This is a genomic window from Streptomyces sp. NPDC056738 (genome assembly GCF_042790435.1).
Lineage (GTDB): Bacteria > Actinomycetota > Actinomycetes > Streptomycetales > Streptomycetaceae > Streptomyces.
The window spans coordinates 432175-446339 of the sequence record NZ_JBHTZF010000003.1 but is presented as its reverse complement, the minus strand read 5'-3'; the positions used below and the strand labels follow the sequence as shown (position 1 = coordinate 446339).

Annotated in this window: 15 protein-coding genes; 5 read left to right on the top strand and 10 right to left on the bottom strand. The window is 71.1% G+C overall.

Annotation, left to right across the window (positions count from 1 at the left end):
• Positions 1 to 23 precede the first annotated feature (23 nt).
• The gene (locus ACFRIC_RS09615; RefSeq protein ID WP_037623426.1) at positions 24 to 518 is read left to right on the top strand and encodes a DUF3145 domain-containing protein; all 495 of its coding nucleotides are present in this window, start codon (positions 24 to 26) and stop codon (positions 516 to 518) included.
• Between the two features lie 120 nt (positions 519 to 638).
• Here the strand turns inward: ACFRIC_RS09615 and fabF are convergent, their stop codons facing one another.
• From fabF to ACFRIC_RS09590, 5 genes are all read right to left on the bottom strand, one after another.
• Positions 639 to 1910, bottom strand: coding sequence for a beta-ketoacyl-ACP synthase II (fabF, locus tag ACFRIC_RS09610; protein ID WP_382782000.1), 1272 nt, complete (start codon positions 1908 to 1910; stop codon positions 639 to 641).
• 127 nt (positions 1911 to 2037) lie between these two features.
• A complete protein-coding gene (locus ACFRIC_RS09605) occupies positions 2038 to 2286 on the bottom strand; it encodes an acyl carrier protein (RefSeq protein ID WP_028800941.1) in 249 nt (82 codons plus the stop codon).
• Between the two features lie 75 nt (positions 2287 to 2361).
• Positions 2362 to 3393, bottom strand: a complete 1032-nt coding sequence (locus ACFRIC_RS09600; protein WP_382781997.1) for a ketoacyl-ACP synthase III — start codon at positions 3391 to 3393, stop codon at positions 2362 to 2364.
• A 13-nt stretch (positions 3394 to 3406) separates the two neighbouring features.
• The gene (locus tag ACFRIC_RS09595) at positions 3407 to 4324 is read right to left on the bottom strand and encodes an ACP S-malonyltransferase (protein WP_382781994.1); all 918 of its coding nucleotides are present in this window, start codon (positions 4322 to 4324) and stop codon (positions 3407 to 3409) included.
• An 89-nt stretch (positions 4325 to 4413) separates the two neighbouring features.
• Positions 4414 to 5619 carry a PucR family transcriptional regulator gene (locus ACFRIC_RS09590; RefSeq protein ID WP_382781991.1) on the bottom strand — a complete coding sequence of 402 codons (1206 nt, stop codon included), beginning with the start codon at positions 5617 to 5619 and terminating at the stop codon, positions 4414 to 4416.
• A 94-nt stretch (positions 5620 to 5713) separates the two neighbouring features.
• On the opposite strand from ACFRIC_RS09590, the gene ACFRIC_RS09585 reads away from it, so the two are divergent.
• A complete protein-coding gene (locus ACFRIC_RS09585) occupies positions 5714 to 6370 on the top strand; it encodes a pirin family protein (protein WP_382782752.1) in 657 nt (218 codons plus the stop codon).
• Between the two features lie 12 nt (positions 6371 to 6382).
• On the opposite strand, the gene ACFRIC_RS09580 is transcribed toward ACFRIC_RS09585, so the two are convergent.
• Positions 6383 to 7207 carry a serine hydrolase domain-containing protein gene (locus ACFRIC_RS09580; RefSeq protein ID WP_382781988.1) on the bottom strand — a complete coding sequence of 275 codons (825 nt, stop codon included), beginning with the start codon at positions 7205 to 7207 and terminating at the stop codon, positions 6383 to 6385.
• 158 nt (positions 7208 to 7365) lie between these two features.
• Between ACFRIC_RS09580 and ACFRIC_RS09575 the strand changes: the two genes are divergently transcribed.
• The gene (locus ACFRIC_RS09575; RefSeq protein ID WP_382781985.1) at positions 7366 to 7836 is read left to right on the top strand and encodes a MerR family transcriptional regulator; all 471 of its coding nucleotides are present in this window, start codon (positions 7366 to 7368) and stop codon (positions 7834 to 7836) included.
• 30 nt (positions 7837 to 7866) lie between these two features.
• Here ACFRIC_RS09575 and ACFRIC_RS09570 read toward each other — a convergent pair whose 3' ends face one another.
• The 3 genes from ACFRIC_RS09570 to ACFRIC_RS09560 all read right to left on the bottom strand — a co-directional run bounded on the left by ACFRIC_RS09570 (position 7867) and on the right by ACFRIC_RS09560 (position 11002).
• On the bottom strand, positions 7867 to 8721 hold the full coding sequence (locus tag ACFRIC_RS09570) for a DUF4429 domain-containing protein (RefSeq protein WP_382781982.1): 855 nt from the start codon (positions 8719 to 8721) through the stop codon (positions 7867 to 7869).
• Positions 8722 to 8796: 75 nt separating this feature from the next.
• Positions 8797 to 10005 (bottom strand): alpha/beta hydrolase, encoded by a 1209-nt coding sequence (locus ACFRIC_RS09565; RefSeq protein ID WP_382781979.1) that lies wholly within the window; start codon positions 10003 to 10005, stop codon positions 8797 to 8799.
• Between the two features lie 331 nt (positions 10006 to 10336).
• Positions 10337 to 11002 carry a TetR family transcriptional regulator gene (locus ACFRIC_RS09560; protein WP_382781975.1) on the bottom strand — a complete coding sequence of 222 codons (666 nt, stop codon included), beginning with the start codon at positions 11000 to 11002 and terminating at the stop codon, positions 10337 to 10339.
• Positions 11003 to 11123: 121 nt separating this feature from the next.
• Between ACFRIC_RS09560 and ACFRIC_RS09555 the strand changes: the two genes are divergently transcribed.
• Both ACFRIC_RS09555 and ACFRIC_RS09550 read left to right on the top strand, forming a co-directional pair.
• Positions 11124 to 12743, top strand: a complete 1620-nt coding sequence (locus tag ACFRIC_RS09555; protein ID WP_382781972.1) for an MFS transporter — start codon at positions 11124 to 11126, stop codon at positions 12741 to 12743.
• A gap of 113 nt (positions 12744 to 12856) precedes the next feature.
• On the top strand, positions 12857 to 13159 hold the full coding sequence (locus tag ACFRIC_RS09550; protein ID WP_369482870.1) for a small hydrophobic protein: 303 nt from the start codon (positions 12857 to 12859) through the stop codon (positions 13157 to 13159).
• 131 nt (positions 13160 to 13290) lie between these two features.
• Here ACFRIC_RS09550 and ACFRIC_RS09545 read toward each other — a convergent pair whose 3' ends face one another.
• Positions 13291 to 14070: a potassium channel family protein gene (locus ACFRIC_RS09545; RefSeq protein WP_382781970.1), complete on the bottom strand. Its 780-nt coding sequence runs from the start codon at positions 14068 to 14070 to the stop codon at positions 13291 to 13293.
• Positions 14071 to 14165: the final 95 nt, after the last annotated feature.

The window sequence follows — 14165 nt, the reverse complement described above, 5'->3', positions numbered from 1 at the left end:
TCTCGCTCTGTCCGGAGGCCCCAGTGACGACACGTGGAGTTCTCTACGTGCACTCCGCGCCCCGCGCGTTGTGTCCGCATGTCGAGTGGGCGGTCGCGGGGGTGCTCGGCACACGCGTCAACCTCGACTGGATCCGGCAGCCCGCCGCGCCGGGCACCTGGAGATCCGAGTTCTCCTGGAAGGGCGAGGCCGGCACCGCCTCCAAGCTCGCCTCCGCGCTGCGCGGCTGGCACCTGCTGCGCTTCGAGGTCACCGCCGAACCCTGCCCCACCGCCGAGGGCGAGCGCTACAGCTGCACCCCCGAACTCGGCATCTTCCACGCCGTCACCGGCATCCACGGCGACATCCTCATCCCCGAGGACCGGCTGCGCGCCGCGCTCCTGCGCTCCCAGCGCGGCGAGAGCGACCTGGAGGCCGACCTCGCCAAACTCCTCGGCAAGCCCTGGGACGACGAGCTGGAGCCCTTCCGCTACGCGGGCGAGGGCGCCCCGGTCCGCTGGCTGCACCAGGTGGTGTGACGCACGGAGGCGTGAGGCTCCGTCAGGGACCCCGACGTCACCGGTCTTCGAACGGCGTGTGGCCCGTACCCCTGGGACCAGGGGTACGGGCCACACGCCGTACGGAGGAGGAAACCGGAGTCAGACCGAACGGAACGCCAGCACCACGTTGTGCCCGCCGAAGCCGAACGAGTCGTTCAGCGCGGCGATACGGCCCTCGACGGGCAGCTTGCGGGCCTCGCCGCGCACGATGTCCGCGGCGGCCTCGGCCTCGGGGTCGAGGTTCTCCACGTTGATGGTCGGCGGCGCGAGACGGTGGTACAGCGCGAGCACGGCCGCGACCGACTCGATGCCACCGGCGCCACCGAGGAGGTGACCGGTCATCGACTTCGTCGCCGAGACCGCGAAGTGGTCGGCGTCGTCGCCGAACACCTTGCGCAGCGCCTTCAGCTCGGCCACGTCACCGGCGGGCGTCGAGGTGGCGTGCGCGTTCACGTGCACGATCTCGGCCGGGTCCAGGTCGGTGTTGTCGAGCAGGTTCTGCAGGGCGTGCGAGATGCCGCGGCCCTCGGGCTCCGGCTGCACGATGTCGTGCGCGTCGGCCGAGATGCCCTGGCCGACCGCCTCGGCGTACACCCGGGCACCACGCTTGGCGGCGTGCTCGGCGGACTCCAGGACGAGCACACCGGCGCCCTCGCCGAGGACGAAGCCGTCACGGGCCACGTCGTACGGGCGCGAGGCACCCTCGGGGTCGTCGTTGTTCTTGGACATCGCCATCATGTTGCCGAACGCGGCGATGGGAAGCGGGTGGATGGCCGCCTCGGTGCCACCGGCGACGACGACGTCGGCGCGGCCCGTGCGGATCATCTCGATGGCGTAGCCGATGGCCTCGGCGCCGGAGGCGCAGGCGGAGACCGGGGTGTGCACACCGGCGCGGGCGCCCACGGCGAGGCCCACGTTGGCGGACGGGCCGTTCGGCATCAGCATCGGAACGGTGTGCGGGGAGACGCGGCGTACGCCCTTCTCCTTCAGCACGTCGTACTGGTCGAGCAGGGTCGTGACACCACCGATGCCGGAGGCGATGACCGCGCCCAGCCGGTCGGGGTCGACGCTCTGGTCCTCGCCCGCCTTGTCGGTGAAACCGGCGTCTGCCCAGGCCTCCTTGGCCGCGATCAGCGCGAACTGCGCCGAGCGGTCGAGACGGCGGGCCTGCGGGCGGGGAATGACCTCGCCCGGCTCCACGGCGATCTGCGCCGCGATACGGACAGCCTGGTCGGCGGCCCACTCCTGCTCGAGAGGGCGGACGCCGGAACGTCCGGCGATCAGGCCCTCCCAGGTAGAGGCTGCGTCGCCACCCAGCGGTGTGGTTGCGCCGATACCGGTGACGACCACGGTGCGATTGGTCGGGCTCACGGGAATTCTTTCTCCAACGGATACGAGGATTCAGCGGCGCCACCGCCGGGTGGCGGGGCATCAGCCCGGGGGAACCAGGGCACACGGCCCCGGCGGCCCCGGACGGTCGGCCCAGGTGACCGGAAGATCAGGCCTGGTGCTTGAGGATGTAGTCGGTCGCGTCGCCGACCGTCTTGAGGTTCTTGACGTCGTCGTCCGGGATCTTGACGTCGAAGCGCTCTTCGGCGGCGACGACGACCTCGACCATGGACAGCGAGTCGACGTCCAGGTCGTCGGTGAAGGACTTGTCCAGCTGGACGTCCTCGGTGGGGATCCCGGCGATCTCGTTGACGATCTCGGCGAGACCTTCGACGATCTCTTCCTGAGTGGCGGCCATGTCAGGCGCTCCTTCGGTGTGTTTCCAGAGGGGTGGCGATATTCCGTACGGACCGGATGATCCGGTACGGAGTGCCTAGGGGAGGGTAACGACCGTCGCGGCGTACACGAGACCCGCCCCGAAGCCGATGACGAGCGCGGTGTCGCCGCTCTTCGCCTCACCGGTCGCCAGAAGCCGCTCCATCGCGAGCGGGATCGAGGCGGCCGAGGTGTTGCCGGTGGTGCGCACGTCACGCGCGACCGTGACGTGTCCCGGCAGTTTCAGCGTCTTCACCATCGAGTCGATGATCCGCTCGTTGGCCTGGTGGGGAATGAAGACATCCAGGTCGTCCGGGCTGATCCCGGCCGCGTCCAGCGCCTGCTGTGCGACCTTCGCCATCTCGAACACGGCCCAGCGGAACACCGCCTGGCCCTCCTGCGTGATGGCAGGGAACTTGATCTCGCCCTTGGAGTCGAGCGGGAGATTGGAGACGTCGCCGACCCGGAAGCGGTCCCACGGCACGGTCTGCTTGATCGTGCCGGCCTTGTCGCCCTCGCTGCCCCAGACGGTCGGGCCGATGTGAGGCTCCTGCGAGGGACCCACGACGACCGCGCCCGCGCCGTCGCCGAACAGGAAGGCCGTCGCGCGGTCCTCCAGGTCGGTGAGGTCGGACAGCCGCTCCACGCCGATGACGAGGACGTACTCCGCGGAACCCTCGACGATCATGCCCTTGGCGAGGGTCAGGCCGTAGCCGAAGCCCGCGCAGCCGGCCGAGATGTCGAAGGCCGCGGCCTTGTTCGTGCCGAGCTTGTCGGCGATCTCGGTGGCGATGGCGGGGGTCTGCGCGAAGTGCGACACGGTGGAGACCACCACGGCGCCGATCTGGTCGGCGTCGATCCCGGCGTCGGCGATGGCCTTGCCGGACGCCTCGACCGACATCGCGGCCACCGTCTCCTCGTCGGAGGCCCAGTGCCGGGTCTCGATGCCGGAGCGCGAACGGATCCACTCGTCGGACGAGTCGATCGTCTCCAGGATCACCTCGTTGGGCACCACCCGGACGGGACGGTAGCCGCCGACGCCGAGGATGCGCGCGAACGGAGCGCCCTTGGGTGCCTTGATCTTCGTCATGCTCTCGGGCTCCTCAGGCTGCGCCGTGCTCGGCGATGAGTTCGCGAGCCGCGTCCAGGTCGTCGGGGGTCTTCAGGGCCAGCGTCGTGACACCGGGCAGCGCGCGCTTGGCCAGACCGGTCAGCGTGCCGCCGGGGCACACCTCGATCAGCGCGGTCGCGCCGAGCTCCTGGAAGGTCTCCATGCACAGGTCCCAGCGGACCGGGTTGGCGACCTGGCCGACCAGGCGGGAGAGGACCTCGGCACCGGAGGCCACCGCCTGGCCGTCACGGTTCGAGACGTACGTGACCCGCGGGTCGCCCGGGGTCAGCTCCTCGGCGGCCTTCGCCAGCGCGTCGACCGCGGGGGCCATGTGGTGGGTGTGGAACGCGCCCGCCACCTTCAGGGCCACGACCCGCCGGACACCCTCGGGCTTGTCCGCCTCCAGGGCGGCGAGCTGCTCCAGCGTGCCGGCGGCCACGATCTGGCCGGCGCCGTTCACGTTCGCCGGGGTCAGCCCGAGCTTCTCCAGGTGCGCGACCGTCGTGTCGGGGTCACCGCCGAGCAGCGCCGACATACCGGTCTGCGTGATGGCGGCGGCGTCGGCCATCGCGAGGCCGCGCTTGCGTACGAGGTCCAGCGCGGCGGTGTCGTCGAGCACTCCCGCGAACGCGGCCGCGGTGATCTCGCCGACGCTGTGGCCGGCGACGGCACCGGGGGTGACGTCACCGAGGGCGGCGGCGGACAGGAGACCGGCGGCGACCAGGAGCGGCTGCGCGACGGCCGTGTCACGGATCGCGTCCGCGTCGGCCTGGGTGCCGTAGTGGGCAAGGTCCAGCCCGATGGCGTCCGACCACGCGGCGAGGCGTTCGGCGGCGCCGGGGAGGTCGAGCCAAGGAGTCAGGAAGCCGGGCGTCTGAGCGCCCTGGCCGGGAGCGACGAGTACGAGCACTCTCACACTCTCTCTTGTGGACGGCCACGGCCGCCCGTGGGGACAGGGACGAAGAACACGAGGGGGAATTGTAGGGGCCCGACAAAAGCCTAGGTTTGTGGATCTCCATCGGCCAGACGCCCCAGGATCAGCGCGATCCGCAGCGTGAACGCCGATCGAACATCCGAGGGCGACCAGCCGGTGACGTCAGTCACACGTCGGAGCCGGTAGCGCACGGTGTTGGGATGGACGAACAGCATGCGGGCCGCGCCTTCGAGGCTGCTCGCCTGTTCCAGATAGACGCTGAGCGTCTCCAGGAGCGCCGAGCCCGCCTCCTCCAGCGGTCTGTAGATCTCCTCCACCAACTGCTCGCGGGCCGACGGGTCTCCGGCGATCGCGCGCTCCGGCAGCAGATCGTCCGCCAGCACCGGGCGAGGGGCGTCCTGCCAGGCGAAACACGCCTTGAGCCCGGCCGCCGCGGCCTGCGCGGACCGGGTCGCGGCCAGCAGATCGGGCACGATCGGGCCCGCGACCACCGATCCGGCGGCGTACGGACCGATCAGCGACTTGGCGACGGCCAGCGGGTTGTCGCTGCCGCCCGCGATGACCACCAGCCGGTCCCCGAGCACTCCCGTCAGCACCTGCAGCTTGGCGTGCCGTGCCGCCCGCCGGATCGCCTCGACGGTCAGCTCGCTGTCACCGTCGGGTGCCGTGCCCAGCACCACGCAGACATGTTCGGGCGAGTTCCAGCCGAGCGCGGCGGCCCGGGAGACGGCGCCCTCGTCGGCCTCGCCGGAGAGCACCGCGTTCACCACGAGCGACTCGAGCCGGGCGTCCCAGGCGCCGCGCGCCTCCGCGGCCTGCGCGTACACCTGGGCGGTGGCGAAGGCGATCTCGCGGGCGTACACGAGGAGTGCCTCGCGCAGCACGGACTCGTCGCCGGGTGCCGCCACCTCGTCGATGGCCGATTCCATGACCTCGATTGTCGTCCGCACCATCTCCACCGTCTGGCGCAGCGTGATGGCCCTGGTCAGCTCGCGTGGCGCGGTGCCGAAGACGTCCGTGGAGATGGCCTGCGGGGCGTCCGGGTGCCGGAACCACTCCGTGAAGGCCGCGATACCGGCCTGGGCGACCAGCCCGATCCACGACCGGTTCTCCGGTGGCATGGCCCGGTACCACGGCAGCGTCTCGTCCATGCGCGTGATGGCCTGGGCGGCGAGACTGCCGGCCGACTTCTCCAGCCGCTTGAGGGTCGCGGTGTGCGAGTCGACGTCGTGCGCTGGGCGCTCGGTGTTGCTGGCTTCGGGTTCGGGCACGGGACAAGACTGCCTTATCCGGACGGAGCCGTGCGGCGGCGGGTCGCAAGTAAGCGAGGAGCCGCCGCCCGGCCACGGCTACCGTGGTGGGGTGATGGACGTCCGCCGCGCCGACGAGCGCTACCGCGGAGGAGACCCGGCGGCCGGGATCTCCTCGCTCCACGCCTTTTCCTTCGGCCCGCACTACGACCCCGACAACCTCCGCTTCGGCGCGGTCATCGCCTGCAACGAGGAGCGGCTCGCCCCCGGCGCGGGCTTCGACGAGCACCCGCACAGCCACACCGAGATCGTCACCTGGGTGGTGGAGGGCGAACTGACCCACCGCGACTCGGCGGGGAACGTGTCGGTGCTGCGGCACGGCGACGTCCAGCGGCTGAGCTCGGCGGGCGGAGTCCGTCACGTCGAGCGCAACGACGGCGAGCTGCCGCTGGTCTTCGTCCAGATGTGGCTGGCCCCGCTGGAGCCGGGCGGCGACCCCGCCTACGAGACCGTCCGCGGCATCGCCGACTCCACCCCGTACGCCGTCCCCGAGGCGGGCGCCATGCTCCATGTCCGCCGGCTGACGGCGGGCGAGCGCACGGCGGTCCCGGACGGGTCCTACGTGTACGTCCACGTCGTGCGCGGTGAGGTCCGGCTTGACGGCGTGGAACTGGGGGAGGGGGACGCGGCCCGGGTCACGGACGCGAAGGACCTGGAACTGGTCGCGGGCGCGCCGGCGGAGCTGCTGGTGTGGGAGATGACGGTCGGCTGACGCCGGCCCGCGTCAGGAGGCCGCGAGGTCGGCCAGTACCGCGTCCGTGAACGGGGTCCACGCCTCGACCGCCCAGGGGCCGAAGGTCCGGTCGGTCAGCGCGACGCAGGCGGCGCCCACGGCCGGGTCGACCCACAGGAACGTACCGGCCTGCCCGAAGTGGCCGAAGGTGCGCGCCGAGGACGCGTTCCCCGTCCAGTGCGGCGACTTGGAGTCGCGGATCTCGAAGCCGAGCCCCCAGTCGTTGGGGTTCTGGTGGCCGTACCCCGGAAGGACGCCCTTGGTGCCGGGGTACTGGACGGTCATCGCCTCCGCGACCGTGCGCGGGTCCAGCAGCCGGGGCGCCTGCAGCTCGGCGGCGAAGCGGACGAGGTCGTCCACCGTCGAGACGCCGTCCTTGGCGGGCGAACCGTCCAGCGTCGTCGCGGTCATGCCGAGCGGTTCGAGGACCGCCTGGCGCGCGTACTCCGCGAAGGGCATGTCGGCCGCCTTGGCGATGTGGTCCCCGAGCACCTCGAAGCCGGCGTTGGAGTACAGCCGCCGCTCACCGGGCGTGAAGGTCGCCCGGTGCTCGTCGAAGGCCAGACCCGAGGTGTGCGCGAGCAGATGGCGGACCGTCGAACCGGCGGGTCCCGCGGGTTCGTCGAGCTCGATGGCGCCCTCCTCGTACGCGACGAGAGCGGCGTACGCGGCGAGCGGCTTGGTCACGGACGCCAGCGCGAACCGGTGCCCGCCGGGACCGTGCGTGCCGGCCACGGTGCCGTCCGCCCGGACGACCGCTGCGGCGGCGGTGGGGACGGGCCAGTTCGAGATCAGCGCCAGGCTCTGCAAGGACATACCCCGACCCTAAGTGCCCCGGAGGACCGGCCGCATGGAGGGGGCGGGCTGTCCGCCGGGGGCGATCAGCACGGTCACCGGCGTCTCCCGGCCATGTCCTGGGGTTTTCGGCCGGTTCGGGTTGCCTGGAGTGCACTCCAAGGTTTTAGCGTGGGGGCATGACGGTGATGGAGACCACAGCCGAGGCCACCGGGACCGACACCTGCGCCGAGCCCCCCGAGCAGGAGCCGCGGCGCCCGGACGGCCGGGACAACTACACGATCAGCGAAGTCGTCGCCTTCACCGGCCTCAGCGCGCACACCCTGCGCTGGTACGAGCGCATCGGGCTGATGCCGCACATCGACCGCTCGCACACCGGCCAGCGCCGCTACAGCAACCGCGACCTGGACTGGCTGGGCCTCGTCGGCAAGCTCCGGCTCACCGGGATGCCGGTCGCCGACATGGTCCGCTACGCGGAGATGGTGCGTGCCGGCGACCACACGTACAGGGAGCGCTACGAACTCCTGGAAGCCACCCGCCGGGACGTCCGGGCCCGGATCGCCGAGCTCCAGGACACCCTGGCCGTGCTCGACCGGAAGATCGGCTTCTACGGCGACGCGGGCCAGGCCCTCGCCGCCGAGCGCTCCTGAGGCGAGGGCCCCCTTCGGGGCACCCGTGCCTCAGAGCTGGGCGAGCAGTTCCGCCTTCTTCACGGAGAACTCCTCGTCCGTGACGAGCCCCGCCTCGTGGAGCTCCCCGAGATGCCGGATCCGGTCGGCGATGTCGGCCGGGTCGCGGTGCGGCGCCGGGACCGCGTCCACCGGAGCGGGACTCGCGGAGCGCGCGGCGGCGAGCACGGCCGCCGCGAACGGCAGCGACTCGTGGACGGGCCCGTACCCGAGTCCGAAGACGACGGCCGCCGGGTCCTGGTCCGCCTGCGCGGGATGTGCCGGGGCGGGGTCCCGGCGCAGCAGCCGCAGATGCCCCTCGAACACCTCGGGCGAGCGCCATTCGACCCCGCACAGCGAGGAGACCGGGAACGTCTGGTCTCCGGCCTTCCACTTCGCCGAGGACGCGCCCGTCCAGAACCACCGGAAGGACACCGTCTTGCCGTCGAAGGTGGCCTTCCCGTCGTAGGCCTTGAAGGTCAGCGGCCCCTCGGGCGGCTTCACGAGGAAGCGCTCGGCCGGCTCCTCGTCGCCGGTGAGCTGTCCGCGCAGTTCGTCCGCGTAGTACTCGGCGAGCGTCTCGCGGTCGGCGGGCAGCACCAGCCGATAGGGGTCGCACCCCTCCTTGAGCTGTCCCGCGGCCGCTTCCATCAGCGGATCGGCGCCGGGCCTCGGCACCGCACGCAGAACGACCGTGCCTCGCTTCCCGGGCGTCAGCGTCACCGCAGCGATCGCCTCCAGGGGGACACGGCGTTCGCCGAGCGCCTGGAACAGCTTCGGTGTGCGGATCCCCCGTTCGAAGCGGATGAGCACGGAGTCGGACTCGAACTCCCAGGCGGCATGAAAACCGGCCAGTACGTCACCCATGCGGGCCATCGTATGCGGCACGCAAGCCTCCGTCGCCTCTCTGGGCGGACCGCAGTTTTTCGTCCTCTACGCGCGTCAGACCGACGCACCGGCGGACAAACCCGTCCGGCAGGCGTCATCATCGTGCGCACAGCGGACGGCGCGGTACGCACCGATCCCGATCTCCGCGAAGTTGCGGAGACTCTCCGTGCCCGGCTCGAAGTAGCCGGCGTGCCCCTTCGCCCCCTCGGCCGACAGCACCCGTGCCCCGAACCCCTTGGAGACCGGGTCCGCGCCGTGCCCGAGGCCGCCGACCTCCATGTGCGGCACGTCCTGGATCCAGTCGTCCGTGTCGCGCATCGCCCAGACCCGCGCGGTCGTGCGCAGGTTCGCCGCCTTCGCCGCCCGCATGCCGGGGCTGCCGGCCACCGCTATGTCGGAGACCCTGGCGGGCAGCTTCGAGGCCGCCACCCCGCACAGCACCGAGCCGTAGCTGTGGCAGTACAGCGCCACCTCGGAGCTGCCCGGCAGTGCCCGCAGCAGCGCGTTCAGCCGCACCGCGCCGTCCTCGGCCCGCATGGCGGTGGCCGAGTCGATGCCCAGTCCGCTGGGCGTCGTGTAGTCGGCCCACGCGATCACGGCCGTACGCGTGCCGGGGTCGGCCGCGCGCTCCGCCGCGTACAGCGAGCCCGCCATGCCGACCGGCGCCGCGTACTGCTTGTACGTGCGCTGGAAGGTGAGCAGGTCGGTGTCCACGCCGGGCACCACGACCGAGACGCGGTCGGCCCTGTCGAGGTCGCCGAAGACCTCGGCGACGCGGCCCGAGCCGTTGGGGTCGAAGGCGAGGATCTTGCGGCCCTTGTGCAGGAGCGCCTCGTAGCGGTGCATGCGGCGGCCGGCGTCGTACTGGCCGACCGAGGACAGCCGGTTGTCGTGCATGCGCCCGCGCTCGACCGTGCGCTCGTGCTTGAGCGCGAGACGGTTCGCCGCGTAGCGCAGGGTCACCGGCGCCCCGTTCATGTTGCCGACCGCGAGCGGGTAGCGGTGAGCGAGCTCCGCACGCTCCTGCGTGTCGAGCGTGGTGAAGAAATGCGTCAGCAGCCCCGGAGCGGAGTCCGGGTCGGGCAGCTTGTGCCCGGCGATGCTGCCGCGTTCCCACGCGGAGCGGGACGCCTGGAGCGGTGAGGCTGCCCGGTGGCTGTGGAGCGCGGTCCAGCCACTGGTGGCCAGCATCACGAACACCACGGCCAGCGCGAGCAGAGCGCGCCAGACGTTGAGTTGGGGAGTGGTGTCGAAGGAAGTCACTGAGAGGACACCCTAGGAGAAGTGAAGAGCCTCCCGTTAAACGAGTGACTGGGATCACGTTTCTGATGGGGTGATTGGGGCAAACCGGGTTCAGTTTGAGTTAAATGGTGACACTCTGTACGTGCTTTCCTGCTATGCGTGTGCGATATGTGACGCTCCGTACGGGGGTGTTGTGATGACCCGGAGGCCCACGTGGCACATCTCGCGCGCACGTCACCTCTACAACGAGCGCGGGCGTCCGTGAGGTTCCGTACACGGGCATGCGTCGATCGGCCTGGGTGAGAGGTGCCGGATCGCGCGGGCGGGCGTCACCGCGGGGCAGGGCCCGGCGTCACCGCGGGGCGGGGCCCCACTTCTCCGCCAACGCGGGCCCCACGTGGTCGAGATAGGCCGCGGTCAGCTCACGGATCGCCTCGACGCTGGTGTCCTCGCCGGCCCCCCACAGCCGGCCCGTGACGCGCATCACCCCGCCGAACACCGCGACCGCGATGCGCGGACGCGGGTCCCTGTCCACGTCGAGGCCCTCGCGTTCGGCGATGAGCCGCGCGATCTCCTCCTCGATCTCCTCCGAGCGGCGCAGGTGCACCGCGAGCAGCGCCGGGGTCGATTCGATCAATTGGTAGGTGCGCATGTGCAGTTCGATGGGCACCACCGCCTCGATCGCCTCGCCGATGGTGTCCCAGCTCTCCAGCACGGCGCGCCGCAGCGCCTCCAACGGTGCCTCGTGGGGCGGCCGTTCGCGCACCGCGGCGATGAAATGCGACTCCGAGAGCCGCTGCAGGAACAGGGCCGCGTCCTCCTTGCCCGCGAAGTAGCGGAAGAAGGTGCGCTGGGAGACGTCGACGGCCTCGGCGATCTCGTCGACCGTGGTCTCCTCGTAACCCTGGGTCGTGAACAGTTCGAGGGCGGCCCGCAGCAGCGCGTCCCGGGTGCGCTGCTTCTTGCGCTCCCGCAGCCCGGGGCGCGTCACCTGCGCAGGGGGGACCGTGTCCGTCATGGTGCCGCGCTCTCTCCTTCGCCAACAGTTCGCCCAGTTCAGCCTATCTGTGAGTGACGTGACAGTTACCGACTTGTGAATCGGTTTGTCAATTGTCAGCGACTGTCACTAGCCTCGAAAAATGACTAGTCAGACCACCATCGACAAGACGGGCCCGGAGGACAAGACTCCGGTCCCGCCGTTGGACCAGGCCCCGTCCACGGGCCTGCGCGGCCATCCGTGGTTCACCCTCATCACCGTGGCCGTCGGGGTCATGATGGTGGCCCTCGACGGCACCATCGTGGCCATCGCCAACCCGGCGATCGCCCAGGACCTCGGCGCGACCTTCGCCGACGTCCAGTGGATCACCAACGCCTACTTCCTCGCCCTCGCGGTCTCCCTCATCACCGCGGGCAAGCTCGGCGACCGCTTCGGCCACCGGCAGACCTTCCTGATCGGCGTGACCGGCTTCGCCGCCGCGTCCGGCGCGATCGGCCTGTCGCACAGCATCGCCTTCGTGGTCACCTTCCGCGTCTTCCAGGGTCTGTTCGGCGCGCTGCTCATGCCCGCCGCGCTCGGCCTGCTCCGCGCGACCTTCCCGGCCGAGAAGCTGAACATGGCGATCGGCATCTGGGGCATGGTCATCGGCGCCTCCACCGCGGGCGGCCCGATCCTCGGCGGTCTGCTCGTCCAGCACGTGAGCTGGCAGTCGGTGTTCTTCATCAACGTGCCCGTCGGCGCCCTCGCGCTCGTCCTCGGTGTGCTGATCCTCAAGGACCACCGCGCCGAGAACGCCCCGCGCTCCTTCGACCTGCTCGGCATCGCGCTGCTCTCCGGCGCCATGTTCTGCCTGGTCTGGGCCCTCATCAAGGCCCCGGCCTGGGGCTGGGGCGACGTCAAGACCTGGTCCTTCCTCGGTGCCTCGGTCCTCGGCTTCGTGTGCTTCGCCCTGTGGGAGAAGCGCGTCGCGGAACCGCTGATCCCGCTCGGCCTCTTCCGCTCCGTCCCGCTCTCGGCGGGTGTGGTGCTGATGGTGCTCATGGCCATCGCGTTCATGGGCGGCCTGTTCTTCGTGACGTTCTACCTCCAGAACGTGCACGGCATGAGCCCGGTCGACGCGGGCCTGCACCTGCTGCCGCTCACCGGCATGATGATCGTCGGCTCCCCGCTCGCGGGTCTGGCCATCACCAAGCTCGGCCCGCGCATCCCGCTCGCCGGCGGCATGGCGGCCACCGCGATCGCCATGTACGGCATGTCGACGCTGGAGGCGGACACCTCCAGCGGCCTGATGTCCATCTGGTTCGCCCTGCTCGGCTTCGGTCTCGCGCCGGTCATGGTCGGCGCCACCGAGGTCATCGTCGGCAACGCCCCGATGGAGCTCTCCGGCGTCGCCGGCGGTCTCCAGCAGGCCGCCATGCAGATCGGCGGCAGCCTCGGTACGGCCGTGCTCGGTGCCGTGATGGCGTCGAAGGTCGACAACGACCTCGCGGGCAACTGGGTCGGGGCCGGGCTGCCCAAGCTCACCGACGCGCAGGAGGCCCTGGCCTCGCAGGCCGTGCAGCAGGGCATGGCGCCGGTGACCAAGGGCACGCCGGAGGCCATCGCGGCGAAGATCTCGGTGGTCGCGCACGACACGTTCATCTCCGGCATGAGCCTCGCGTGCCTCGTCGCCGCCGTGGTCGCCGTCGTGGCCGTCTTCGTCGCGCTGTTCACCAAGCGCGGCGAGAACGCCGAAGCCGGTGCGGGCGTCGGTCACATCTGACCCGTCCGCCTCCGGCAGACCCGCCCGGACCCGGGCGGGTCTGCCGGCGTGAAACGGGGGTACCCGGTCCATCGACCCGAACCGACCGACAGGTCACGGGAGTTCAGGAGTTGATGATGGCGGGCTTCGGAAACGGTACGCGCAGGTACCCCCGTTCACGTGGCCGTACAGGATCACGGACCGGGCCGGACAGCGCGACCCTGGGGATCGTCGGCACCGTGTGCGCGGTGGCGGGCTTCTTCACGCTGGGGATCGTCCTCGGGCCGGCCGCGATGGTCTGCGGCTGGCTCGCGATGGGCCGCCGCTGGACCGGCTCGGGGCCGGTGCCGGCGCTGATCGCCCTGGTGCTGGGAGCGATCGACACACTCCTGGCGGTCATCTGGCTGGGCGGCGGACCGGGCAACGGCCTGCTCTGACGCCTCCGGGGACCGGACCGGACACGGGCCCGCGCACCGCTTCGAGCGGCACGCGGGCCCGCCGGTTATGTGGGCGAGTGCTCCTCCGACCCCGCCCGTTATGTGGGGGAGTGCTCCTCCGACCCCGCCGGTTACGTGGGCGAGTGTTCCTCCGACCCCGCCGCCAGGGGATGCGGCAGGATTCCCGGGCCCTCGGTCAGGGCGGCGACCTCGGCCCGCAGCGCGCGCACCTCGGCCGTGAGCGCCTCGATCGCCGCCGTCTGCCGCCGCTCCTCCACGTCGTCCTTCTCGAACCGCGAGATGAACCAGGCCGCGATGTTCGCGGTGACCACACCGAGGAGCGCGATCCCGGAGAGCATCAGACCGACCGCGAGGACACGGCCCATCCCCGTCGTCGGGGCGTGATCGCCGTATCCGACGGTCGTCATCGTCGTGAACGACCACCACACCGCGTCACCCAGCGTCTTGATGTTCCCGTTCGGCGAGTCCCTTTCCACCGACAGCACCGCCAGCGAGCCGAACATCAGCAGTCCGACGACCGCGCCCCCGACGTACGTCGTCAGCCGTATCTGCGAGGCCATCCGGGCGCGCCGCCCCACCAGCGTCAGCGTGGAGACGAGCCGCAGCAGCCGCAGCGGCTGCAGGATCGGCAGGATCACGGCGCACAGGTCCATCCAGTGACCGCGGACGAAGACCCGCCGTCGCGGGGCGAGGGCGAGCCGGACGAGGTAGTCGGCCGCGAAGGCCCCCCACACCACCCACTCCACGACCGTGCAGGTGAACGTGACGGAGCGGCCGGCGTCGCTGTCCACGATCGGCACGGCGTAGGCGAGGGCGAACGCCACCGCGAGCACGAGCAGGGGCCGCTGGGTGCGCAGCTCCCAGCGGGCCTGCGCCGATTGTTCGTTCATGCCCGCATCCATGGCCGCATTCATGCCCGCATCGTAGAAAGAAAACGGGTGAGGGGCGGTGGGCCCACGGCCCGCCGCCCCTCGTCGGTCCTGCC

Excerpts from the sequence above, each read along its gene's own strand:
- ACFRIC_RS09550 (WP_369482870.1), top strand. The coding sequence starts at position 12,857 with ATGATGGCGGGCTTCGGAAACGGTACGCGCAGGTACCCCCGTTCACGT.
- ACFRIC_RS09575 (WP_382781985.1), top strand. The coding sequence starts at position 7,366 with ATGACGGTGATGGAGACCACAGCCGAGGCCACCGGGACCGACACCTGC.
- ACFRIC_RS09545 (WP_382781970.1), bottom strand. The coding sequence starts at position 14,070 with ATGAACGAACAATCGGCGCAGGCCCGCTGGGAGCTGCGCACCCAGCGG.
- ACFRIC_RS09585 (WP_382782752.1), top strand. The coding sequence starts at position 5,714 with ATGGACGTCCGCCGCGCCGACGAGCGCTACCGCGGAGGAGACCCGGCG.
- ACFRIC_RS09605 (WP_028800941.1), bottom strand. The coding sequence starts at position 2,286 with ATGGCCGCCACTCAGGAAGAGATCGTCGAAGGTCTCGCCGAGATCGTC.
- ACFRIC_RS09560 (WP_382781975.1), bottom strand. The coding sequence starts at position 11,002 with ATGACGGACACGGTCCCCCCTGCGCAGGTGACGCGCCCCGGGCTGCGG.
- ACFRIC_RS09555 (WP_382781972.1), top strand. The coding sequence starts at position 11,124 with ATGACTAGTCAGACCACCATCGACAAGACGGGCCCGGAGGACAAGACT.
- ACFRIC_RS09600 (WP_382781997.1), bottom strand. The coding sequence starts at position 3,393 with ATGACGAAGATCAAGGCACCCAAGGGCGCTCCGTTCGCGCGCATCCTC.
- ACFRIC_RS09570 (WP_382781982.1), bottom strand. The coding sequence starts at position 8,721 with ATGGGTGACGTACTGGCCGGTTTTCATGCCGCCTGGGAGTTCGAGTCC.
- ACFRIC_RS09580 (WP_382781988.1), bottom strand. The coding sequence starts at position 7,207 with ATGTCCTTGCAGAGCCTGGCGCTGATCTCGAACTGGCCCGTCCCCACC.